This window comes from Acidocella sp. (assembly GCF_035535915.1).
Lineage (GTDB): Bacteria > Pseudomonadota > Alphaproteobacteria > Acetobacterales > Acetobacteraceae > Acidocella.
This window is the reverse complement of sequence record NZ_DATLPB010000091.1, coordinates 1-22,661: the sequence shown is the minus strand read 5'-3', so window position 1 is coordinate 22,661 and position 22,661 is coordinate 1. Positions and strand designations below refer to the sequence as shown.

The window sequence follows — 22,661 nt, the reverse complement described above, 5'->3', positions numbered from 1 at the left end:
GGCCTGAGGCGCTCAAACGGCACGGGCCCAAAGTAAACAAAGTTTTTTTGCTACTTTTTGTTCACAAAAAGTAGCGCTTGCCTTCCTAATCTACCTTCAGCGCGTCCTCGATGCCGAACTCTCCGGGCAGCGCGCCTTTGGGGAACAATTTCGTCACATGCCCCATCTTGCGGCCGGGCCGGGCTTCGGTTTTGCCGTAATGGTGCGGGATCAGCCCCGGCGTGGCGAGAATCGCCGGCCAATGCGCCATGTCCTCGGGCCCGACCAGGTTCTTCATCACCGCGTCGGAATGCCGGCTCGCCGGCGGCAGAGGCAGGCCGGCAACGGCGCGGATATGCATCTCGAACTGGCTGACCGGGCAGGCATCGATGGTCCAATGGCCGGAATTATGCGGCCGCGGCGCGATTTCGTTGACCAGCAGCCGGCCGTCGGCGGTGACGAACATCTCGACGCCCAGCAGGCCGATCAGTTCGAGCTTTTCGGCGACCGTGCGGGCGATCTCCCCGGCCTCGGCCAGCAGCTCCGGCGACAGCGGCGCCGGCGCCAGCGTGAGGTCGAGAATATGGTGCTTGTGGCGGTTTTCCACGGTGTCGAAGGCGGTGATGGTGCCATCCGCGCCGCGCGCCACCATCACGGAAATCTCCGCCGCGAAATCGACGAAGCCTTCCAGCACCAGCGGTTTCGGCATCAGGGCGGCGAAGGCCGATGCCGCATCCTCGGGCGCGCGCAGCATGGCCTGGCCCTTGCCGTCATAGCCGAGCCGCGTGGTTTTCAGCACCGCGGGCAGGCCGAGCTTCGGCATCGCCTCGGCCAATTCCGCCTCGCTGGTCACCGCCGCCCAGGGGGCGGTAGCGATGCCGGCATCGTTGAGGAACTGCTTTTCCAGCAGCCGGTCCTGGCTGATGCGCAGGATCGCCGGGCTGGGATGCACCGGGCGGAGTGCTGCGAGCAGGTCCAGCCCGTCCGCCGGCACATTCTCGAACTCGAACGTCACCACATCCACCGAGGCGGCGAAATCGGCCAGGGCGCCATGGTCGGTGTAAGGCGCGACAATGGTCTGCGCCGCGACATGGGAGGCCGGGCCGTGGCCCTCGGGTGAGAAGATGCAGACGCGGTAGCCGAGCCGCGCCGCCGCCATCGCGGACATGCGGCCGAGCTGACCACCACCGATGATGCCGATGGTGGCACCGGGGGCAAGGCTCATGGTTCAGGGGTCTCCGGCACGGAGTCGGTCTGTTCGGCCCGCAGGCGGGCCACGCGGTCGCGCAGTTCCGGGTCGGACAGCGCCAGGATCGAGGCGGCCAGCAGACCGGCATTGATCGCCCCGGGCTTGCCGATGGCCAGCGTGCCGACCGGAATGCCGCCCGGCATCTGCACGATCGAAAGCAAGGCATCCTGGCCCTGCAAGGCGGTCGCCGGCACCGGCACGCCGAGCACCGGCAGATTGGTCATGGACGCTGCCATGCCAGGCAGATGCGCCGCGCCGCCGGCCCCGGCGATGATGATCTTGAGCCCCCGCGCCTCCGCCGAACCGGCGTAATCATAAAGCCGCTTCGGCGTGCGGTGCGCCGACACCACCTTGGCCTCATACGGCACGCCCAGGCGCGCCAGCATCTCGGCCGCATGCTGCATGACCGGCCAGTCGGAGCGACTGCCCATGATAATCCCGACCAGAGGTGCGCTCATGCCGTGCGGTCCGGGATCAGCCGGCTTTCCAGCCAGGCGATTTCATCCTTCAGTCCCAGTTTGCGCTTTTTCAGACGCTGCATCTGCAGATGATCTATCGGGCCGAACTCCGTGAGCCGCGCGATCACGGTATCGAGATCCCGGTGTTCGCTGCGCAATGCGTGCAGGCGCCGCAACAGATTGTCCTTATCAGTCAGCATGCGGGAGCAATAGATGGAATTCGTGAAACCTGGAACCGGAATTTTATCGCCATGTTTTTAGATGACAATATCGTGGCGGCGGGTCTAGCCTGATTTTCCTGGAAGTCACGAATGCTTCGCCCGAAGGTTCGGGACTCCAGGTTTCGCGACGTCAATTGGTGAAGGACGTACTATGAACCTGAAATCGCACCTCGACACCCTGAAATTGCGGCATGCCAATCTGGAAAGCAAAATTTCCGCGGAAGACCGCCGGCCCCGCCCTGACGATACGGAGCTCACGCGAATGAAGGTCGAGAAATTGCGACTCAAGGAAGAGATGGAACGGCTGAAGATGTCATGACCAAGCGGGCCGGACCCGCTCGGCAATGACGACTAGTTAGAAAGAGGCCGCTTTTTGAAAAAAGCGGCGCAAAACTTTTACGATGCTGGGCCTGAGGCTGTGTCAGCGCCACACCCATGGCCCAGCATAACAAAGTTTTTTTGCTACTTTTTGTTCACAAAAAGTAGCGCTTTCTTCCTGACTTAAGCCGCTTCAGAGGGCAGCGGCGCCGGCGGGGTCAGGCCTTCCCGCGCCAGGCGGTCATTGGCCGCGGCCACCGCGTCATTCAGGTCGGACTGCTTGCACAGGCCCAGGATCACCGGGTCGCGCGGCTTGATGTTGCTGCTGTTCCAGTGCGAGCGGTCACGGATCTTCTGGATCGTGTCCTTGGTGGTGCCAAGCAGCTTGACGATCTGCGCATCCGAAAGATGGGGAAAATTGCGGAGCAGGAAGGCGATCGCGTCCGGCCGGTCGTTGCGCTTGGCCACCGGGGTATAACGGCCGCCTTTCGGCTTCTTCTGCTGCTGCTCGGCGGCGGCCAGCAGCTTCAGCCGCAGCGCCGGATTGGCCTCGCAGCGCGCGATGTCCTCGGCGGTCACCTGCTTGTTCGCCACCGGGTCGTAGCCATTAATGCCCTGCGCCACCTCGCCGTCGGCGATGGCCTGAACCTCCAGCGGGTGCATACCGCAGAAATCGGCGATCTGCTCGAAGGTCAGCCCCGTCTTGTCAATCAACCAAACAGCAGTAGCTTTGGGCATCAAAGGAAGAGACATGTTTCGAATACCTTTTAACGTCACAGGCCTGATGCGCCTGGAACGGTAAGAAATGGGCGCTCGCGGTTCGCAAGTCCGACTTGGTCGGGGTATGGAACCCCACGCTACCCTTGGTCAAGGTGATATTATGACAAATTCCGACGAAGATCTCCCCCGGCCGACAAAAAAACTTCTGCTTCCCCCGCCGCTCGACTTGCTGGGGGTCGAGGAGCTGGAGGCCTATATCGCCGATCTCGAAGCCGAAATTCTGCGGGTGCGGCAGGCGATCGGCGCGAAACAGGCGCATCGCAACGCCGCCGCCGCCTTCTTCAAAACGCCGCCCCAGGGCTAGAAGCAAGAAAGTAGCCGCTTTTTGAAAAAAGCGGCGCAAAAACTTTTACTATGCTGGGCCTAGGCTGTGTCGCCGCCCAAGCCCATGGCCCAGCATAACAAAGTTTTTTTGCTTCTTTTTGTTCACAAAAAGAAGCCCTTTCCTTTGCTTGCTTACGCAGCCCCGTGCGCCGGAAGGCTGGACCCGGCCGCCAAACTCACCCATTATCGCGCCTTAAGAGCCTGATTTAAGCGGGCGATTCATTTTTCGGGACGATCGCCTCCAACGGAGCCACGGATATGCTGCAGACCAGCCGAACCTTCAAGGAAAACGCCACCAGCGCCATGGCAAATGCCGGGCTGCAGCGGGCGCTGACCCGGGCGCGGCCACAATATGCGAAAAAGCGTTTGGCGGCGGTGGAACGGCTGCCGGAATTCGAGGCGCTGCGCGATGAAGCCCGGGACATCAAGAACCACGCGATCGCCAACCTGGATTTCTACCTGGAAACCTATGCCGCCAATGTGGAGAAGTCCGGCGGCATCGTGCATTGGTGCGCCACCGCCGAGGACGCCCGCAAGACCGTGCTGGAGATCGCCCGCAAAGCCGGCGCGAAGACCGTGACCAAGGGCAAGTCGATGGTCACTGAGGAGATCCACCTCAACGACTATCTGGAAGCCAATGGCGTGACCCCGGTCGAAACCGACCTCGCCGAATATATTCTGCAGCTGCGCCACGAGCCGCCCAGCCACATCATCGGCCCGGCCTTCCACCTCAACCGCGAGGATTGGGAGGAGACCTTCCGCAAGAGCCACACCGACCTGCCCGCCGACCGCGTGTTCCGCGACGCGCGGGACATCCAGTCCGAAGCGCGGCTGCAATTGCGGAACAAATTCTTCGCCGCCGACATGGGCATCACCGGGGCCAATTTCCTCATCGCCGAGACCGGCACCTCGGTCATCGTCACCAATGAAGGCAATGGCGATCTCACCCAGACCCTGCCGCGCGTGCATGTGGTGGTCACCAGCATCGAAAAAGTGGTGCCGACCGTCGAAGACACGCTGTCTCTGCTGCGGGTGCTGGCGCGCTCGGCCACCGGGCAGGATATTTCCGTCTACACCACCTTCTCCACCGGCGCCCGCCGCCCCGGCGATCCGGACGGGCCGGAGGAATATCACGTGGTGCTGGTCGATAATGGCCGCTCCGGCATGGTCGGCACGGAGTTCCAGGAGATGCTGCGCTGCATCCGCTGCGCCGCCTGCATGAATCACTGCCCGGTCTATGGCGTCGTCGGCGGCCATGCCTACGGCTCGACCTATCCGGGGCCGATGGGCTCGGTGCTCACACCGATGCTGGTGGGCGTGGACGAGGCCGGGCAACTGCCCAATGCCAGCACGTTCTGCGGCAAATGCGAGAGCGTGTGCCCGGTGAAAATCCCGCTCACGGGGCTGATGCGGCATTGGCGCGAACGCGAGTTCGAGCGCCACCTCACGCCGTCCGCCATGCGCTACGGGCTGAGCTTCTGGGCCTGGTTCGCGCGCCGGCCCGGCCTGTACCGGTTCGGCACCCGCATGGCGGCAATCGGGCTCGGCCTCCTCGGCCGCCGGGGCGGACATCTGCCGCGCCTGCCCTTCCTGGGCGGCTGGACCAAAGGGCGGGATTTCCCGTCTCCCGAAGGTGACACGTTCTTCGCCCGTTACGCAGCGGCGCAGCGGCAGCGCAATGCGGGAGGCCGGTCATGAGCCAGGATCCCGGCCGCAGCGCCATCATCGGCAATATCCGCCGCGGGCTGAAGCGCGGCCCCTTGCCCGCCGACCAGCAAGCGATGCTGGCCGGGCGGCTTGCGACCCATCCGCGCCATCTGGTGCCGGCGCGCGGCCAGGGCGATTCCGCTCGCCTCGTGGCCTCGTTCATGGACAATGTTCTGCGTGAATTCGGCACGGTGCAGCGCCTGCCTGATTTTGCCGCCGTGCCGGGCGCGATCAGCGCCTATCTCGCGGCGCAGAACATCGCCGCGGAAATCACGGTATCGCCGCACCCGGAACTGCAGGCGATTCCGTTCGCGGACACGCCGCTCCTCAAGGTCCGATTCGGCAAGGCCGAACCGACCGACCCGGTCACCGTAACCCAGGCTTTCGCCGGCATCGCCGAAACCGGCACGCTGATGATGCCCTCCGGCCCGGAACGGCCGACCACCAACAATTTGCTCTCGGACACCGCCATCGCCGTGATCCGCGCCGCGCGCATCGTCGGCGCCTATGAGGATGCGTTCGACCTGCTGCGCACCGAACGCGCGGGCATGCCGCGCAACGTGATGATGATCACCGGCCCCTCGCGCTCGGCCGACATCGAACAGACGCTGGAGCTGGGGGCGCACGGGCCGCGGTCGCTGCATGTGCTGATCGTCGACGAAAGCTGAACATTCATCCCCACGATGAAGGCTGCGGCTTGATCTGGGCGCGCGATTCACGTCTCATATTAAACCGATATGAGACGATTGCGCGCCAAGGGCCTCTCCGAGGCTGACCTCAAACTCTGGGCGGCTTACGGCCAGACGCTCACACGGCTGATGCCGGGCCGCACGCGCCTGCCCGTGGCGCCCGAGGCGCCGCCCGAAGCGGCGCCGGAACAAGCCTCTGCGCCCCCGGCAAAGCCACCGAAAACGCCCGCCTTCAGCTCGCCGATCGGCATCGCCATCACCCCGTCCGGGCTGGACAAGGCGACCTGGAAGAAATTCGTCACCGGCAAGATCCGCGCCACCGCGCGGCTGGACCTGCACGGCCACACCGCCGCCCGGGCGCATCGCGCCGTGATCCTGTTCGTCGAGCGCGCCTATGCCGAGCAGGAACGCTGCATCGAAATCATCACCGGCAATGGCGAAATCCTCGCGCACGAACTGCCGCACTGGCTGAACGCCCCCCGCCTGCGGCCGATGATCCTCGCCATCGCCCACCCTCACGCCGCCAATACCGGCGCGGTGCGCGTGCTGCTGCGGCGGATTCGGTAGGAAATGAGTACAAGAAAGAAGCCGCTTTTTGAAAAAAGCGGCGCAAAAACTTTTGTTATGCTGGGCCATGGGCGGTGGCGGGGACAATGCCCGTGACCCAGCGTAAACAAAGTTTTTTTGCTACTTTTTATTCACAAAAAGTAGTCCTTCCTTGACTCCCTTCGGCGAAAAACTGCGCCAGTTGCGGGCCGAACGCGGGATACTGCAGCAGGACATGGCGGCCGCGATCGAGGTTTCGCCCGCTTATCTTTCCGCTTTGGAACATGGGCGGCGCGGCGCGCCATCGGCGGGGCTGATCCACCAGATTTGCGAGTTTTTCGGCCTGATCTGGGACGACGCCGACGAGTTGAAGGCCCTGGCGAAACTGTCCCGCCCGCGGTTGAAGCTGAACGCGGCGGGGATGACGCCGGAGCAGACCGCCCTGGGCAACCGGATTGTCCGCGAACTGCGCCATCTCGACCCGCAAACCGTGACGGCGATGCAGCAATTGCTGGACCAGGCGCGCCCGGTCACGCTGGAAGCGCACCGGCCTCGCGCAGGAAAGCGAGCAAAGGCAGCAGGTTCAGACCAAGAATCGTGAAAAAATCGCCCTCGATTCGCGTGAAGAGCTGGGCGCCGCGGCCTTCCAGCCGGTACACGCCGACCGAGCCCAGCACCGCCGCGCCTTCCGCCGCCAGATAATCCGCCATGAAGCCCTCGGAAAGCGGCCGCATGGTGAGCCGCGCTTCGGCGATGTGGCTCCAAACCGGCTTCCCCGCCCGGTACACGCACACGGAAGTCACCAGCGCATGGGTGCGGCCGGACAGGAAGCGCAGATGCCGGGCCGCCTCCGGCACGTCGCGCGGCTTGTCGAAACGCCGCCCTTCGCAAACCAGCAGCTGATCCGCGCCGATCACCAGCGCCGTCGGGACGCGGGACGACACGCTGGCCGCCTTGGCGGCGGCCAGCGCCTGGGCCAGCGCGCCGGGCTCCGACATTGGCAGGGATGTTTTCAACGCCGCCTCATCGACGTCGGCCGGCATGGAAAGACATTCGACGCCGGCCTGCCGCAGCAACGTGCGGCGCGCGGCCGAGCCGCTGGCAAGGATGATCACGACGCCATCCTTCCACAACGGCGCGCCAACAGCAATTTTTCACTCAATCTCGTTTTGCCCCAGATGACGATCATCGGCGCCCCGCCGGCGCCCCCCTCGTTCTGACGGCAAGTTCTAAACCACCATGGCCCCGCCTGTCGCCGCAAATCGCCGCGGGTGCGGGAAAGGGCTCGACCGGCCTCGCCGGCGCTTCGCGCCGGTGCCGGAACAGGGCGAACCGACGCCGGCTGAAACGATCAAAAACCCACGAAATCTTGCCACCTTCGGTGCATTGACTTCCCGGCGGCGAGGCATTAACCCGCTGGGTCACTGCATGGCGGCGTAGCTCAGCGGTAGAGCAGGGGAATCATAATCCCTTGGTCGGTGGTTCAAATCCGCCCGTCGCTACCAGTGAAATTCCTCGAAATATCAACGAACTTTCGCCCTGGGGCTTGGGCCCCTCGCCACGACGGCTGTCGGGAACCCGAGGATATTTCCAGGGATTGACGGCAGCCATCGTTGGGTTTGGCGGGTTGAACCAGAGGTTTAGCGGGCGCAGTCGTCCGGACGCGGCCAGAAGCCCTTTTGCACGTCAACGCAGACGGACGGCTTGCAGGTGGTCGGCAGGAAGCCAAAATTCGTCACCCAGCAAGGTTGCTCTGCCGGCATGGTGACATGTTGCGGCATCAAATGCGGCGCATCGGTGCGCGCCTGGGCGGCAAGCGGTGTCAGGCTCACGGCCAGGCCAAGGAGAGCAAGTCGTTTGGTCAAGTAAGTCATTTGGAAAACCTTAATCAGATTCGGCCGGAGTGGGACGGGCCGAGGGCGTGGGCGCGGGTTGGTTAACCGCCGAAGGAGTCGGGAAACGCGTTGTTGGTGTACACCCGCGTCGGGTTCGCGATGGTGGCGGAGCTCGGCGTGACAGCGTCGACCTGCGCGTGATTTTGCGGGGTCTGATAGGCCTGGGTGCTGCCGGCGTGAGCCGCCAGCGGGGACAGCGCGACGGCCAAAGCCATCGCCGGCAGGAATTTCGAAGCGCTAAACATCGGATGGAACCTTTCTGGATCACGGCCCAGACGGGCCTGACGTCGTGGTCGGGTTTGAAAACGGGCGAAGATGTCAGCCGCCGGTGGAGGCCGGGAACTGCTGGTTCGCCGGGCCGCTCTGCACGATGGTCTGGTTGCTGCCATTGGCCTGATGCGGCGCGGTCTGTGCGTGCGCTGCCAGCGGCGACAGCGCGATCGCCAGAGCGAAGGCGGGCAAGAATTTAGTGAAACGGAACATCTGAAACATCCTTTTGAAACCGCCGGCGCCTCGTCGGGCCGGCATGGTCAGGGATATATACGTACGTACGTACACGATCAACCGCCAAGAGCCATTCTCTGGCCGCAAGGGTCCGGAAGCTGCTATGTGGAAACGGAATGGGGTCGGGCAGGGACTTCACGAGCCCTTGATCTTTAATACGTACGACCGTATTCTATTGCCATGGCGAAACCATCAAACCGTACCAAGATTCTCACTGAGGGCCTCCGCATCGTGCATGAGCGCGGCTTCGGCGGCGCCAGCGTGCGGGACATCGCCCAGGCCGCGCAGGTGCCGTTGGGCTCCTTCACCAACCATTTCGCCTCGAAGGAAGCGTTTGGTCTCGAAATTCTCGAACTGTATTACCGCAACAGCCGGGTACATATCGCCGAGACGCTGAGCAACCCGGCCTTGCAGCCACTCGACCGCATCCGCGCCTATGTCGACCATATCATCGCCGTCCAGAACGGCACCGACATGCGCCGCGGTTGCCTGTTCGGCAATTTCGGCGCCGAGGTCGTTGAGCAGTTCGAAACCATGCGGCTGCGCCTGGTCGAAATGTTCGAGGATATCCGGCACGCCTTCGCCGACTGCCTGAAAGCGGCCGTGGCGGCCGGCGAATTGCCGGAAGATTATCGTTGTGAGGATGCTGCCTGCTTCCTGTTCGCGGCGCTGCAGGGCGCCATTGTCGTCGCCAAAACCCAGCGCAGCGATGTCCCGTTGACGCGCTACAAGCGCATGATTTTCGAGACAGTCCTGCATTAGACCGCCGGGCGACGCCCCCCCAAATGCCGGGCCCCGGACGCCATGCGCCCCCCTCCCCCGGAGGCGGTTTTTGACATCCTCCAAACAGGCACGTTGAGCGACTCCCCAACCTTGTGCTTTGAAGGTTCTCTCCTTGGGCATCAGGCCCAAATTCACAGCGGGAGGTCATCATGAGGTCGCTGAAGCCGTTAATGACACTATCGTCGATCGCGTTGGCGGGATTTTTATATGTTTCCGGCACTGGAAATGCGGTTGCGTCTCCGGAGCAAATGCAAGCCGTCCATGCCGGCGCGCCTACGTCGCATGATCTGCATCACGCATCCTATTACCGCTATCAGGGCAAGCATTATAAATACAAATATAATGGAAAATACTATAACTATCGCGTGCGCAAGCACGGCAAATGGCGTTATTACTAACGCAGGCTTAGATAATCTTCAGGGCGCGGGACGACGCCGCGTTCCCGCCTGAAAATGCAGCGTTCAGCCTTGCGGGCGGAGAGTTCACGCTCTCCGCCCGTTAGGCTTTTTAGGGCGGCGCGTTCGGGTTCGGCGAACCCTCCGGCAGCGGGACATGGCAGAGCCGGGAAATCTGCTGCATTTCCTGCGTCTCCTGCACCGCCTGCTGCGCGAGTTGCGCGGACGTGCCGGGCGACGCCGCCAACGCGGCCTTCGCCTTCGCCTCCTCGTCCCGCGCGGCGGCGATTTGCGCCTGATCCGCCTGCGCTTGCGCCTGCCGCCCCGCCGCTTCGCCCTGGGCGAAGCCGCTCCGCTGTGCGGCCTGCAACGAAGCCGCGGGCCGCGCCTCGCTCGACGCGGCGGTGAGTTGCGCCTGGTCCGCCTGTGCCTGTTCCTGCCGCCCTTTAGCCTCGCCCTGGGTGAAGCCGGTCTGTTGTGCGTCCTGCAGCGAAGCCGCCGCAGGCCGCGCCGCCGACGCGGCGGCAAGTTGCGCCTGATCCGCCTGCGCCTGCGCCTGCCGTCCCGCCGTCTCACCCTGAGTGAAGCCGGTCTGTTGCGCCTCCTGCAATGAAGCCGCCGCGGGCCGCGCCGCCTCCGACGCGGCATCTATTTTCGCCTGGTCCGCCTGTGCCTGTTCCTGCCGCCCTTGGCCTTCGCCGCGGGTGAAGCCGGCCTGCTGCGCTTCCTGGAGCGCTGCCGCCGTGGGCCGCGCCGCTGCCGCCGCGGCGAGCTGAGCCTGATCCGCCTGCGCCTGTTCCTGCCGCCCTTGGCCTTCGCCGCGGGTGAAGCCGGTCTGTTGCGCCGCCTGCAACGAAGCCGCCGCAGGCTGCGCCGAAGCGGCGGCGGCGAGCTGCGCCTGGTCCGCCTGCGCCTGTTCCTGCCGCCCCTGGCTTTCGCCGCGAGTGAAGCCGGTCTGCTGCGCCGCCTGTACCGCCCCCGCCGTCGGCTGCGCCGCCGACACGGCGGCGAGTTGCGCCTGATCCGCCTGTCCCTGTTCCTGCCGCCCTTTGGCCTCGCCCTCGACAAAGGCGACCCGTTGCGCCGCCTGCGACGCGCCGCCGGAGGGTTGCGCCCCGGTCATCTGCGGCCGGTCTTGCGCCGCTTGGGCGGTTTTGCCGTCTGCCACGCCTTCAGAATAGGCGCTGGCCACCGCGACCTGCTGGGCATCGCGCGCCGCTTGATCCGTCGACGCGTTCTTGGCGCCGCGATCCATCTGGGCCTGCAAACGCTGGCCGGCGGCGAACCCGTCCTGATAGGTGCTGGTCTGCAGCTGGCTCACCGATTCCGTGCCCGGCGAATCAGGGGAAGAAAATTGCGCCCCCGTACAGCCTGAAATGGCCAGGCACAGGCCGAGGCCCCAAGCTAGGCGGGACGAACGCGAAAACACGGGCGCGGCGCATATCACGGCAGCATCACTCCCAAATGGCTGAGCTGCCGCCCGTCAGCTTGGTCTGCGGGTTTCTTAGGCCGCGTCAGGGAGGCAACTTGTGATCGAAACAACCGGGCCCGCTGCGGGCGTCCGGCCATCGTTGCAAAATGAACAGCGCAAACGTTATGGCATCACGCCAGACGGCACCACCAACCGCCAGTTGCGCCGACAACCCGCCCCGCGCCCTGCCTTCCAGCACGCCTCAAACGAGAGACGCGCTTCCGTCTAGCGCGCCTCGACCGAACGGAGATCCGGCAGGAACATCGTGAGCAAGCCGATGGCCGGCAGGAAGGCGCACAGCTGGTACACGAAACCGATGCTGGTCCAGTCCGCGAGCTCGCCCAGAACCGCAGCGCCGATGCCGCCCAGGCCAAAGGCCAGGCCGAAGAACAAGCCCGACACCATGCCGACCCGGCCGGGCAGAATCTCCTGGGCGTAAACGATGATGGCCGAAAACGCCGAGGAAAGGATGAGCCCGATCACGATGCTGAGCACGATCGTGGCCGTGAGCCCGACATGCGGCAGGATCAGGGTGAACGGCAGCACACCGAGAATTGAACCCCAGATGACATGCTTGCGGCCGAAGCGGTCGCCGATCGGCCCGCCCACCACGGTGCCCACCGCCGCCGCCGCGAGGAACACGAACAAATCGATCTGCGCATCCTCCGTCCGCAGGCTGAAGCGCTGCATCAGGTAGAAGATGTAGTAGCTGATGAAGCTCGCCAGGTAGAAAAACTTCGAGAATATCAACGCCATCAGAACGGCAATGGCACGCGCCGCCTGGCCCTTGCTGAGTGGCGCCGTCACGTTGCGCTGCTTCGCCGGCGCCCGCGTCACCATGGCGGTCTTGTACCATTGGCCGAGCACGCTGAGGATCACCATGCCGAGCAGCGCCAGGAAGCCGAACCAGGCCAGGCTGCCCCGGCCATAAGGCAGCACCAGGAAGGCCACCATCAGCGGCCCCAGCGCCTGCCCGAAATTGCCGCCTACCTGAAACACCGATTGCGCCAGACCATGCCGCCCGCCCGAGGCGAGCCGGGCGATGCGCGAGGACTCCGGATGGAAAATCGAAGAGCCGACGCCCAGCAAAGCCGCGCCGCAGAGCAGGACCGCGTAATCCGGCGCTTTGGCCAGAATCACCAGGCCGGACAGCGAAAAAGCCATGCCGATGGGCAAAGAGTAAGGCTGCGGCTTGCGATCGGTATAGTGCCCGACCAGCGGTTGCAGCAGTGAGGCGGTGCACTGGAAAACCAATGTGAGCAGGCCGATCTGGCCGAAGCTGAGATTGAACCCGCTCTTCAGGAGCGGATAGCTCGCCAGCAGCAGCGCCTGCATCATGTCGTTCAGCATGTGGCAGAAGCTGATCGCCCCCAGGACGGGGAACGCGGTGCTCGGGGCCTTATAGGGAACGGCGATCGTGCTCTGGCTCACACTCGGGACCTTTTTGTTGGCTCTCGCGCCCGCGTTTGCAGCCGCAACGCGCAAGGGGGACCACAGGTTAGTGCATCTGACTGCCGGAACGCATCCCCCAGTTTTGGGACCGTGCCATGCTAAGTAAGGAAGTGGCCGCTTTTTGAAAAAAGCGGCGCAAAAACTTTCTTTACGCTGGGCCTGAGGCGGTGAAACCGGCACGGGCCCAAAGTAAACAAAGTTTTTTTGCTACTTTTTGTTCACAAAAAGTAGGTCTTTCTTCCTTCCCTTCCCTTTTCAGCCATACCCATAAAAACCCGGCGTCTCGGAAAGCGGCGCACGGGCCTGCAACGCGGCGAGATCCGGCAACGGGCGGCGCGTGAGCGCATCGGCGGCGAAAACCTGCTCCAGCACGGCGGCCGCGGCGATCACCCGCGTATCGCCATGGCGCGGGCCGACGATCTGTAGGCCGAAGGGCATGCCGTCGCTGTCCAGCCCCACCGGGAGCGAGAGCGCCGGATGGCCGACCAGAGACACCGCATAGGCCGGGGCCAGCCACTGATAATAGCTCTTCATCGCCTGGCCATCGATCTCCTTGGGATAGAGCTGCGACCAGGGTTGCGGGCTGATCGCCATCGCCGGGGCCAGCAGCAAATCGTACTGCTCATAGAACGCCTGCCAGCGCCGGTAGATCGCGGTCTGCGCGGAGAGCGCCGCGGCGAGCTCGGCGATGCCGTAGCCCCGCGCCTCCTCCAGATTGGCGTGGATGTTGGGCGAAACCAGATCCGGCGTCTTCGCCGCGCGCGCGCTGTGCGACGCCACGAACGCCAGACCGCGCAGCACGGCGAAAGCCTCGTCGGTGCCGGTGCAGTCCGGCGCCGCGATTTCGAGTTTCGCGACATGCGGGCGCAGCCGCTCGACGCGGTCGAAGAACACGTCCTTGATCCGCTGCTCGACCAGGGCGAAGCCGAAATCCGGGGTGATGGCGACGCGCAGGCGCGAGAGATCGAGGCCAGGCGGGGGCGAGAATTCACCCGGCGCGGCGGCGACCGGCCGCGAGAGCGGGGCGCGCTGGTCGATGCCGGTCATGGCGGAGAACAGCAACGCGAGATCCGCGACATTGCGCGCCATCGGCCCGTGCACCGAGAGCGGCGACCAGCCATGGAGCTGCTTCTCCACCGGCATCATCTCCGGCGAGGGACGCATGCCGACAATGCCGTTGAATGCCGCCGGATTGCGCAAACTGCCGCCCATGTCCGAGCCGGTGCAGAGCGCGGCCATGCCGCAGGCGAGCGCCACGGCCGAGCCGCCGGACGAGCCGGCGGCCGAGCGCAGCGGGTCGAACGGATTGCCGGTGGCCCCGTACACGGCGTTGCGGGTGTTCGCCCCGGCGCCGAATTCCGGCGTGTTGGTCTTCGCGAAAATAATGCCGCCGGCGGCGCGGATAGACGCCACGCTGCGCTCATCCTTGGCCGGCACATTGTCCTTGAAAAGCGGGCTGCCGAACGTGGTGCGCAGCCCGGCGGTTTCTTCGAGATCCTTCACCCCCACCGGCAGGCCATGCAGCGCGCCCAGCACCTCGCCGCGCATCACCGCCGCCTCGGCCGCCTGCGCGGCGGCGCGCGCCGCCGGCACATCCATCGCCACCACCGCGTTCACCGCAGGGTTCACGGCCTCGATCCGCCGCAAATTGCTGTCCAGCAACTCCACCGGCGAAAGTTGCTTCAAGCCGATCAGGCGGCGCGCCTCGGTGGCGGAAAGATCGCAGGGTTCGGTCGCTTGGGTCATCGGAACTCCGTTAAAGGCGGCGTGAGCTAAGTAAGTTAAGTAAGTAAGGAAGCACTACTTTCTGTGAACAAAAAGTAGCAAAAAAAACTTTGTTATGCTGGGCGGAGGGGCTGAAGGTTCCGGCAGTGCGTAGCACCGTTGGAATAGCCCCGGAGGGCATGGGCGTTGTCAGCGACGCAGCCTCCGGCCCAGCATAAACAAAAGTTTTTGCGCCGCTTTTTTCAAAAAGCGGCCTCTTTCTCTGCTTTTTCCATGCTGGCCGCCAGCACCCGCACCACATGCACCGCCTCGCGCCCGGCACCGTCATGGATCTGGTGCCGGCAGGAGGTGCCGTCGGCCACCACAAGCGTGTCCGGCGATGCCGCGCGCACCGCGGGCAGCAGGCTGAGTTCAGCCATGCGCAACGACACATCGATGGTCTCGGCCTGGTAGCCGAACGCGCCGGCCATGCCGCAGCAGCTGGACTCGATGGTTTCCACTTTCAGGTCCGGGATCAGGCCGAGGGCGGTCTGCACCGCGCTCATCGCGCCGAACGCCTTCTGATGGCAATGGCCGTGCAGCACGGCCCGCTCCGCTACCTTGGCGAGGCGCGGCGCGAAGCGGCCGGCCTTGATTTCGCGGGCGATGAACTCCTCCACCAGCATGGCCTGCGCCGCCACAGCTTGCGCGGCCTTGCCGGGAAGCAGCGCGCGCACTTCATCACGGAAGGAAAACAGGCAGCTCGGCTCCAACCCCAGCACCGGAATGCCGCTCATCACGAACGGCTCCAGCACCGCCAGCGTGCGGGCCATCTCCGCCTTGGCGGCGCCGACATCGCCGACCGAGAGATAGGTACGGCCGCAGCAAAGCGGGCGCCCACCGCCCGACGGCCGCGCCACATGCACGCGGTACCCCGCGCCGGTGAGGGTGGCGATGGCGGCATGAATGTTTTCCGGCTCGAAGGCGGCGTTGAACGTGTCCGCCCAGAGCACCACTTCCGGGCCGTCCGCCCGGCCCTGCGCGCCGACCGTCGGCGTGAAACGGTCGCGCCGCCAGACCGGCAGGCTGCGCCGGGCGCTGAAGCCGACCAGTGCCTCCGTGAGTTTGGCGAGCGCGGGAATCCGATTCCGCAGATTGAGCAAGGGCGCGAGATAAGCGGCATAAGGCGCATAGCGCGGCAGATGCCCCACCAGCCGGTCGCGCAGCGACAGGCCGTGTTTCTGCGCGCGCGCGGCCAGTACCTCGATCTTCATCCGCGCCATATCCACGCCGGTCGGGCATTCGCGCTTGCAGGCCTTGCAGGAGACGCAGAGTTTCATGGTCTCCGCCATCGCGTCGGACGCAAAAGCGTCCTCCCCGATCTGGCCGGAGAGGGCCAGGCGCAAACTATTGGCACGGCCTCGGGTGACATGCTGCTCATCGCGCGTGGCGCGGTAGGAGGGGCACATCGCCCCGCCCTCCAGCTTCCGGCAGGCGCCGTTATTGTTGCACATCTCCACCGCGCCCTGCAGGCCGCCAACCGCGCCGGGATACTCGGACCAGTCCAGCGCCGGCTGGAAATCCTTGACCGCGTAATCCGGCTTGTAGCGGAACAGCGACCGGTCATCGAACCGGGACGGATGCACGATCTTGCCCGGATTGAGGGCGTCGGCGGGATCGAAAACCTCCTTCACCTCCTCGAAGGCGCGGACCAGCCGGGTGCCGAACATTTTCTCGTGGAACTCGCTGCGCACCAGCCCGTCGCCATGCTCGCCGGAATGCGAGCCCTTATATGCACGGACTAGGTCGAACGCTTCCTCCGCTATGGCGCGCATCGCCGCCACATCCTTCTCCAGGCGCAAATTCAGCACCGGGCGCACATGCAGGCAGCCTTCCGAGGCATGGGCGTACCAGGTGCCCTTGGTGCCGTGCTTCTCGAACACTTCCGTGAGTTTGGCCGTGTATTCGGCGAGATGCGGCAAGGGCACGGCGCAATCCTCGACAAAGGAGATCGGCTTGCGCTGGTCCTTCATGGACATCATGATGTTCAGCCCCGAGGTGCGCAGATCGGTGATCGCCGCCTGCAACGCCGGGTCCAGCACCTTGACCACGCCGCCCCAATGCGCGCCCTGGCGGTCGAAGCCGAAGCCGAGATCGCCCATCAGCTCGGACAGGCGCTCGAGCCGAAGCTCATTCTCCGCCTCGTCCTCGGCGAATTCCACCAGCAGCAGCGCCTCCGGCTTGCCTTTCACGACGGCTTCCAGTGTCGGGCGGAACATCGGGATCTCGCGCGCCAGCCCGATCATGGTCGCGTCCACCAGTTCGATGGCGATGGGCTTCAGCTTCACCAGATGCTGCGCGGCATCCATGGCGGCATAGAACGAGCCGAAATGGCACACGCCCACGCCGCGCCGGCCCAGCAAGGGCCAGAGCTTGAGCTCGATGGCGGTGGAATAGGCCAGCGTGCCCTCGGAGCCGACCAGGATATGCGAGAGATTCACCCGGCCCGGCGCCGGGTTCAGCGCATCAAGGTTATAACCGCCGACACGGCGCTGCACCTGCGGGAAATTCGCCGCCACTTCACCGGCCTCGCGCGCGCCGATGCCCAGCAGCTTCGCCGCCAGATCCCGCCGCGCGGGATCGTTGAGCTCTGAAAGATCGGCGGAAATCTCGCCGAAATGCATGGCCGAACCGTCCGCCAGCACGGCGTCGATCGCCACCACGTTGTCGCGCATGGTGCCGTAGCGCAGCGAGCGGCCGCCGCAGGAATTATTGCCGGCCATGCCGCCGATGGTCGCGCGCGAGGCGGTGGAAACATCCACGGGGAAATACAGCCCGTGCTTTTTGAGCTGCCGGTTGAGATCGTCCAGCACGATCCCCGGTTCCACCACGCAGCTTTTAGCCTCGACGTCCAGGGACAGGATGCGGTTCAGATATTTGGAATTGTCGATGACCAGGCCGCGATTGATGGTCTGGCCGCATTGCGAGGTCCCGCCGCCGCGCGGCGTCACCGGCACGCCCTCCTCCCGGGCCAGCGCCATGGCACGCAACGCGCCTTCCATGGTCTTCGGCACGACCACGCCGAGCGGCATCATCTGATAATGCGAGGCGTCGGTGGCATAGCGGCCGCGGCTGAAGCGATCGAACAGCACCTCACCGTCGATTTCGGATGTCAAACGCCGCTCAAGCCCTGGCCGTAATACCGTCGCCATTTTGTTCCCCCACTTATGGGAAAGAGGCTGACATAATTGAATGCAAAATTCAATGCGATGGCAGCAGAGCAGCCGCGAGAATGGCGAACACCCCGCCGCCAGCGGCCGTTACGAGCCAAAAAAATGCATGCAATTCCGCTTAAGGAAGAAAGGAAGCGCTACTTTTTGTGAACAAAAAGTAGCAAAAAAACTTTGTTAACTTTGGGCCGTGCTGGTTTCACCGCCCTCGGCCCAGTTTAAAGGAAAGTTTTTTGCGCCGCTTTTTTTCAAAAAAGCGGCTTCTTGCTTCCTTCCTTAAGCCCCCGCCAGCGTCATGCCCTCGATGCGCAGAGTCGGCGCATCCGTGCCGCGCTTGAAGACCAGATCGTCGGCCGGCGTGAGGTGCAGGAACATGTCCTTGAGATTGCCGGCGATGGTGAACTCGGCCACCGGCTCGGCGAGGATTCCGTTGCGGATCATGAAGCCGGCGGCGCCGCGCGAATAATCGCCGGTAATGCCGTTCACGCTCGAGCCGAGCATTTCGGTCACGTAGAGCCCTTCGGCGATGTCGGCCATCAAGGCGGCCGGGGTCAGCGTGCCGGGTGCGAGGTAGAAATTACTGGTGCCACCGGCATGGCCGGTGGTTTTCAGGCCGAGTTGGTTGGCGCTGCGGGTGTCGAGAATCCAGCTGGTCAGCACGCCGTCCACAATGAAGGCACGGACCGTACCGGGCTGGCCTTCGCGGTCGAACGGCCGGGAGCGGCGGCCGCGCACGCGCAGCGGGTCGTCGATGATGCGAAGGCCCGCGGCGAAAACCGGCTTGCCCAGACTCTCCTTCAGGAAGGAAGTGCCGCGGGCGACCGACGCGCCGTGGATCGCGCCGGAGAGATGACCGAGCATGCTGTTGGAAACGCGGGGATCGAAGACCACCGGCAGCCGGGCCGTCTTCGGGCGGGCCGGGCGCAGCCGGGCGAGCGCCCGCTCGGCGGCCTTGGCGCCGAGCGCGGCCGGATCGTCGAGATCAGCAGCATGCGCGACCGAGGAAAAATCGTAATCGCGCTGCATCTCCGTGCCCGCGCCGGCGATCGCGGTCGCGGAAACGGCATGGTTGGAGCGGGTGTAGAAACCGGCGAAGCCGCGCGTGGTGGCGAGGAGAAAATCGCTGCGCGACCAGGAGGCGGACGCGCCCTCGGAATTGGTGATGCCAGGCACCGCGAGCGCGGCCTCTTCCGCCGCAGCGGCGCGGGCGATGAGAATTTCCGCCGAGGGCTCGACCGGGTCGTCGAGGTCCAGGGACTTCACGTCCATCGGCGCCGGGGCCTGGGGGATCTCCGCGTAAATATCCTCCGGCACGACGCGCGCCATGGCGACGGCCTGTTCCGCGAGGCGCGTGAAGGCAGCGGGATCGATGGCGCTGGCCGAGACCGAGGCGCTGCGTTTGCCGATAAACACGCGCAGGCCGAGCTCGCGGGATTCGGCGCGCTCGGTCTCCTCGATCTTGCCAAGCCGGCGCTGTACCGAGACCGCAGTCCCGGTGCTCATCACCGTCTCCGCCACATCCGCCCCGGCCGCCTTGGCAGCGGCCAGGAGGGCGGCGGCCTGGTCGAGCAGCGCGCTCATGCCGCCAGACGATCGGCGATGGCGGCGAGCTTCGGCACCTGCGCGATCGGGCCGATGGTGGCGATGGTCGGGCGTTGGCGGAAGATTTTCGCCGCCGCGCTGTGGATGTCCGCCTCGGTCACCCGCTCGATCTTCGCCACGGTCTCCGCAACCGGAATCACGCGGCCGAAAATCTGCCATTGGCGGGCGAGCTGCTCGCAGCGGCTGCCGGTGGATTCCAGCGACATCAGCAGCCCGGCCTTGAGCTGCGCCTTGGCGCGGCGCAGTTCCACCTCGGTCACCTGATGCTGCACCTTGCCCAGCTCCTCGAGCGTGACCGGGATCAGCTCCGCCGCCTCGGATTCGCCGGTGCCGGCATAGATGCCGAACAGGCCGCCATCGCGCGCCGGCGCGGTGAAGCTGTAGATGGAATAAACCAAACCGCGCTTTTCGCGGATTTCCTGGAACAGCCGCGAAGACATGCCGCCGCCGAGCAGGGTGGAGAGCAGCATCGACGGGTAATAATCCGGCTCGCCATAGCCGGGCGCGGAAAAGCCCAGCACCAGATGCGCCTGGTCGAGATCGCGGTCCTCGCGATACTCGCCGCCGGTATAGTCGGCCGGCAGCGGTTCAAAGCGCGCCGCCTTGGGCAGATCGGCAAAATGCTGGGCGACCAGATCCACCACTTCGGCGTGGCGCAGATTGCCGGAAGCGGCAATGACCATGGTCTCCGGCGTGTAATGCGCGCTCATGAAGCCGGGCAGCGCCTCGCGCCTCATGTTGCGGATGATGTCCTCGGTGCCCAGCACCGGGCGGCCCATCGGCTGGCCGGGATAGGCGGCGGACTGGAAATGGTCGAAAATGATGTCGTCCGGCGTGTCGTTGGCCTGGCCGATTTCCTGCAGGATCACCCCGCGCTCGCGCTCCAGCTCCTCGGGCTCGAAGATCGAGTGGCAGAGAATGTCGCCGATGATGTCGACGCCGAGGCCGAGATCTTCTTTGAGCATTTTCACGTAATAAGCGGTCTGCTCGCGCGAGGTGTAGGCGTTGATGTGGCCGCCGACATCCTCCACCGCCTCGGCGATGTCGACCGCGCTGCGGCCGGTCGTGCCCTTGAACGCCATATGTTCGAGAAAATGCGCCACCCCGTTCTCCGCCGCCGTCTCCTGCCGCGTGCCGGCGCCGATATAGGCGCCGAAGGAGACGGTCTCGACCCGGTCCATCCGCTCGGTGAGCACGGTCAAACCGGAGGGCAGCGTGGTAATCTCGACTTGTTCACTCATTAATCATCTGTTCCTGTTCGCAAAATTCCGCACCAGCGTCTCGATCGCCGCGAGCTCGTTGGGGGCACGCTCATATTGCTCCTTCCTCTCATATAGGTCGGAAAGATGCGGCGGTAGGGCCGGGCGGAAACCGACGGCCTGCTCGATCGCGTCCGGGAACTTCGCGGGGTGGGCGGTGGCGGCGACGATCACCGGCAGGCCGACCGGCCCCTGCTCCCGCGCCGCCGCGACGGCGACCGCCGTATGCGGGTCAGCGAGGTAGGCCGCGTCGCGCCAGGTGCGGGCGATTTCCGCCAAAGTGCCCTCGTCGCTTAAGCGAAACCCGGAGAATTCGCGGCGGATTTCCTGCCATTTCCCGTCCGGCACCGCCATCCGGCCGGTGGCGCGGAAATCGGCCATGGTAGCTTCGGTGGCGGCGGCGTCACGGTCCAGCAGCTCGAACAGCAGGCGCTCGAAATTCGAGCTGACCTGGATGTCCATGGAGGGCGACAGGCTCGGCTCCACGCCGCGCACGCTCATATCGTTGGCGTTCAGAAAGCGGCACAAAATATCGTTACGATTGCTCGCGACGATGAATTTCTGCACCGGCACGCCCATCTGCCGGGCGGCCCAGGCGGCCAGCACATTGCCGAAATTGCCGGTGGGCACGGAAACCGCCACCTCCCGGTCCGGCGCGCCCAGCGCGAGCGCCGCCGCGACATAATAAGGGATCTGCGCGGCGATGCGCGCGAAATTGATGGAATTGACCGCCGAAAGGTTCATCTCCCGGCGGAACGGCGCATCGGCGAACATCGCCTTCACCAGATCCTGGCAATCGTCGAAATTGCCCTTGACGGCGACGTTCAGCACGTTCGGGGCGGTGACCGTGGTCATCTGCCGGCGCTGCACCTCGCTGGTGCGGCCCTCAGGGTGGAGAATGGTGATGTCGACGCGGTCCCGCCCGGCCATGGCCTCGATCGCCGCCGAGCCGGTATCCCCCGAGGTGGCGCCGACGATGCACACGCGCTCGTCACGCTGCGCCAGCACATGGTCGAACAGATGCCCGGCGAGCTGCAGGGCCAGATCCTTGAAGGCCAAGGTCGGGCCGTGGAACAGTTCCAGGGCGAAGATCGCGCTGTCGAGCTGCACCAAGGGCACAATGGCGGGGTGCGCGAACCCGGCATAAGCGCGCCGGCACATCGCCTGCAAATCGGCGAAGGCGATGCAATCGCCGACGAAGGGAGCGATCACCCGGGCGGCCAGCTCCGCGTAAGGGAGGCCGCGCAAGGCGCGCAGCTCGGCGGCGGAGAAACGCGGCCAGCTTTCCGGCATATAGAGCCCGCCATCGGACCCCAGCCCGGCCAGCAGCACGCCCGCAAAATCCTTTGGCTCTGCCCGGCCTCTCGTAGACATATAAAGCATTCGTCGTCCCTTCGTTCCGCCCGGCCTATACTATCTGACCAAAGCCGGCAGCAATGCGTCCAGCCGCTTGCGGCCCTCAAGGGTGGCAATGAGGGCCGCGTCAGTCAGGCGCAGATAGTCTTCTTCAATGCAGGCGGCCAAAATGCCCGGCTCGACCGCGTCCGCCAGCGCCACGCCGGTGCGAGCGGCAAAATCGTCCAGAGATATGCCGGAGGCCAGGCGCAACCCCATCAGCAGCGCCTCGCGGGCGCGCTCTTCCGGCGCGACGAGCTGCTCCTGGTGGGCGCCGCTGCCGCCGCGTTCCACCAGATCGGCCCAGGCTTCCGGGCCGCGATGCCGCGCGGTAGCGACCAGCCCGTCGCGCAAGGAAAGGCGGCCATGCGCGCCGGGGCCGATGCCGGCATAATCCTGATAGCGCCAATAGGCGAGATTGTGCCGGCTCTCGCCGCCCGGCCTGGCGTAGTTGGAAATCTCGTACGGTTCGAGGCCGAAGCACGCCGCCTCTTCCGCCGTGGCGTCATATAAGCGCGCCGCCAGCTCCTCCTCCGGCAGCACGAATTCGCCCCGCCCATGCAGCACCGCAAAGCGCGTGCCGGGCTCGATGGTGAGCTGATAGAGCGACAAATGATCGGCGGCGAGCGACAAAGCCCGGCGCAACTCCGCGCGCCAGCCCGCCTCCTCCTGCCCCGGCCTTGCATAGATCAGGTCGAAC

24 protein-coding genes and 1 tRNA gene are annotated in these 22,661 nt (G+C 65.1%); 9 read left to right on the top strand and 16 right to left on the bottom strand.

Features of this window, described 5'->3' with window-relative positions; translation table 11 throughout:
- Positions 1-85 precede the first annotated feature (85 nt).
- Genes VNC39_RS11795 through VNC39_RS11785 form a run of 3 tightly spaced genes read right to left on the bottom strand, consistent with a single transcriptional unit; the run spans position 86 to position 1,886 of the window.
- Positions 86-1,204 (bottom strand): 5-(carboxyamino)imidazole ribonucleotide synthase, encoded by a 1,119-nt coding sequence (locus tag VNC39_RS11795; RefSeq protein ID WP_325399421.1) that lies wholly within the window; start codon positions 1,202-1,204, stop codon positions 86-88.
- A complete protein-coding gene (purE, locus tag VNC39_RS11790; RefSeq protein WP_325399419.1) occupies positions 1,201-1,686 on the bottom strand; it encodes a 5-(carboxyamino)imidazole ribonucleotide mutase in 486 nt (161 codons plus the stop codon). Before purE ends, VNC39_RS11795 begins: the two co-directional genes overlap by 4 nt.
- A complete protein-coding gene (locus VNC39_RS11785) occupies positions 1,683-1,886 on the bottom strand; it encodes a YdcH family protein (RefSeq protein WP_325399417.1) in 204 nt (67 codons plus the stop codon). The genes purE and VNC39_RS11785 overlap by 4 nt, the downstream gene beginning before the upstream one ends.
- Before the next feature lie 172 nt (positions 1,887-2,058).
- Between VNC39_RS11785 and VNC39_RS11780 the strand changes: the two genes are divergently transcribed.
- Positions 2,059-2,226 (top strand): YdcH family protein, encoded by a 168-nt coding sequence (locus tag VNC39_RS11780; RefSeq protein ID WP_325399415.1) that lies wholly within the window; start codon positions 2,059-2,061, stop codon positions 2,224-2,226.
- A 182-nt stretch (positions 2,227-2,408) separates the two neighbouring features.
- Here VNC39_RS11780 and VNC39_RS11775 read toward each other — a convergent pair whose 3' ends face one another.
- Positions 2,409-2,978 carry a DUF1013 domain-containing protein gene (locus VNC39_RS11775; RefSeq protein WP_325399413.1) on the bottom strand — a complete coding sequence of 190 codons (570 nt, stop codon included), beginning with the start codon at positions 2,976-2,978 and terminating at the stop codon, positions 2,409-2,411.
- A 127-nt stretch (positions 2,979-3,105) separates the two neighbouring features.
- Here VNC39_RS11775 and VNC39_RS11770 point away from each other — a divergent pair, with 127 nt between their 5' ends.
- The 5 genes from VNC39_RS11770 (at position 3,106) to VNC39_RS11750 (ending at position 6,872) form a co-directional block, all read left to right on the top strand.
- The gene (locus VNC39_RS11770; RefSeq protein ID WP_325399411.1) at positions 3,106-3,309 is read left to right on the top strand and encodes a DUF1192 domain-containing protein; all 204 of its coding nucleotides are present in this window, start codon (positions 3,106-3,108) and stop codon (positions 3,307-3,309) included.
- 278 nt (positions 3,310-3,587) lie between these two features.
- Complete coding sequence (locus tag VNC39_RS11765; protein WP_325399409.1) at positions 3,588-5,027, top strand: LutB/LldF family L-lactate oxidation iron-sulfur protein; 1,440 nt, start codon at positions 3,588-3,590, stop codon at positions 5,025-5,027.
- On the top strand, positions 5,024-5,704 hold the full coding sequence (locus VNC39_RS11760; protein WP_325399407.1) for a LutC/YkgG family protein: 681 nt from the start codon (positions 5,024-5,026) through the stop codon (positions 5,702-5,704). Before VNC39_RS11765 ends, VNC39_RS11760 begins: the two co-directional genes overlap by 4 nt.
- 69 nt (positions 5,705-5,773) lie before the next feature.
- The gene (locus tag VNC39_RS11755) at positions 5,774-6,292 is read left to right on the top strand and encodes a Smr/MutS family protein (protein ID WP_325399405.1); all 519 of its coding nucleotides are present in this window, start codon (positions 5,774-5,776) and stop codon (positions 6,290-6,292) included.
- 151 nt (positions 6,293-6,443) lie between these two features.
- Positions 6,444-6,872: a helix-turn-helix transcriptional regulator gene (locus VNC39_RS11750; RefSeq protein WP_325399403.1), complete on the top strand. Its 429-nt coding sequence runs from the start codon at positions 6,444-6,446 to the stop codon at positions 6,870-6,872.
- On the opposite strand, the gene VNC39_RS11745 is transcribed toward VNC39_RS11750, so the two are convergent.
- Entirely contained in the window at positions 6,802-7,386 is a 585-nt protein-coding gene (locus tag VNC39_RS11745) for a Maf family protein (protein WP_325399402.1), read from the bottom strand. The two genes, VNC39_RS11750 and VNC39_RS11745, sit on opposite strands and share 71 nt — an antisense overlap.
- Positions 7,387-7,701: 315 nt before the next feature.
- Here VNC39_RS11745 and VNC39_RS11740 point away from each other — a divergent pair.
- A tRNA-Met gene (locus VNC39_RS11740) sits at positions 7,702-7,776 on the top strand.
- A gap of 135 nt (positions 7,777-7,911) precedes the next feature.
- Here the strand turns inward: VNC39_RS11740 and VNC39_RS11735 are convergent.
- From VNC39_RS11735 to VNC39_RS11725, 3 genes are all read right to left on the bottom strand, one after another.
- The gene (locus VNC39_RS11735) at positions 7,912-8,145 is read right to left on the bottom strand and encodes a hypothetical protein (protein WP_325399400.1); all 234 of its coding nucleotides are present in this window, start codon (positions 8,143-8,145) and stop codon (positions 7,912-7,914) included.
- A 62-nt stretch (positions 8,146-8,207) separates the two neighbouring features.
- Positions 8,208-8,411, bottom strand: coding sequence for a hypothetical protein (locus tag VNC39_RS11730; RefSeq protein ID WP_325399398.1), 204 nt, complete (start codon positions 8,409-8,411; stop codon positions 8,208-8,210).
- A 73-nt stretch (positions 8,412-8,484) separates the two neighbouring features.
- A complete protein-coding gene (locus VNC39_RS11725; RefSeq protein WP_325399396.1) occupies positions 8,485-8,649 on the bottom strand; it encodes a hypothetical protein in 165 nt (54 codons plus the stop codon).
- Positions 8,650-8,850: 201 nt separating this feature from the next.
- On the opposite strand from VNC39_RS11725, the gene VNC39_RS11720 reads away from it, so the two are divergent.
- Together VNC39_RS11720 and VNC39_RS11715 are read left to right on the top strand one after the other, a co-directional pair.
- Positions 8,851-9,432, top strand: coding sequence for a TetR/AcrR family transcriptional regulator (locus VNC39_RS11720; protein ID WP_325399394.1), 582 nt, complete (start codon positions 8,851-8,853; stop codon positions 9,430-9,432).
- Positions 9,433-9,602: 170 nt separating this feature from the next.
- On the top strand, positions 9,603-9,851 hold the full coding sequence (locus VNC39_RS11715) for a hypothetical protein (RefSeq protein WP_325399392.1): 249 nt from the start codon (positions 9,603-9,605) through the stop codon (positions 9,849-9,851).
- A 109-nt stretch (positions 9,852-9,960) separates the two neighbouring features.
- Here the strand turns inward: VNC39_RS11715 and VNC39_RS11710 are convergent, their stop codons facing one another.
- The 8 genes from VNC39_RS11710 to VNC39_RS11675 form a co-directional block, all read right to left on the bottom strand.
- Entirely contained in the window at positions 9,961-11,169 is a 1,209-nt protein-coding gene (locus tag VNC39_RS11710; protein ID WP_325399390.1) for a hypothetical protein, read from the bottom strand.
- Positions 11,170-11,544: 375 nt separating this feature from the next.
- A complete protein-coding gene (locus VNC39_RS11705; protein ID WP_325399388.1) occupies positions 11,545-12,750 on the bottom strand; it encodes an MFS transporter in 1,206 nt (401 codons plus the stop codon).
- 276 nt (positions 12,751-13,026) lie between these two features.
- Positions 13,027-14,517, bottom strand: coding sequence for an amidase (locus VNC39_RS11700; RefSeq protein WP_325399386.1), 1,491 nt, complete (start codon positions 14,515-14,517; stop codon positions 13,027-13,029).
- A 221-nt stretch (positions 14,518-14,738) separates the two neighbouring features.
- The gene (locus VNC39_RS11695) at positions 14,739-17,651 is read right to left on the bottom strand and encodes an FAD-binding and (Fe-S)-binding domain-containing protein (protein WP_325399384.1); all 2,913 of its coding nucleotides are present in this window, start codon (positions 17,649-17,651) and stop codon (positions 14,739-14,741) included.
- A 330-nt stretch (positions 17,652-17,981) separates the two neighbouring features.
- Positions 17,982-19,286, bottom strand: a complete 1,305-nt coding sequence (locus VNC39_RS11690; protein WP_325399382.1) for a TldD/PmbA family protein — start codon at positions 19,284-19,286, stop codon at positions 17,982-17,984.
- Positions 19,283-20,548 (bottom strand): M16 family metallopeptidase, encoded by a 1,266-nt coding sequence (locus VNC39_RS11685; RefSeq protein ID WP_325399380.1) that lies wholly within the window; start codon positions 20,546-20,548, stop codon positions 19,283-19,285. Before VNC39_RS11685 ends, VNC39_RS11690 begins: the two co-directional genes overlap by 4 nt.
- A 3-nt stretch (positions 20,549-20,551) precedes the next feature.
- On the bottom strand, positions 20,552-21,949 hold the full coding sequence (gene thrC, locus VNC39_RS11680) for a threonine synthase (RefSeq protein WP_325399378.1): 1,398 nt from the start codon (positions 21,947-21,949) through the stop codon (positions 20,552-20,554).
- A 30-nt stretch (positions 21,950-21,979) separates the two neighbouring features.
- Positions 21,980-22,661 (bottom strand): coproporphyrinogen-III oxidase family protein (locus VNC39_RS11675; protein ID WP_408840633.1); only part of this gene is annotated, 682 nt, incomplete at its 5' end.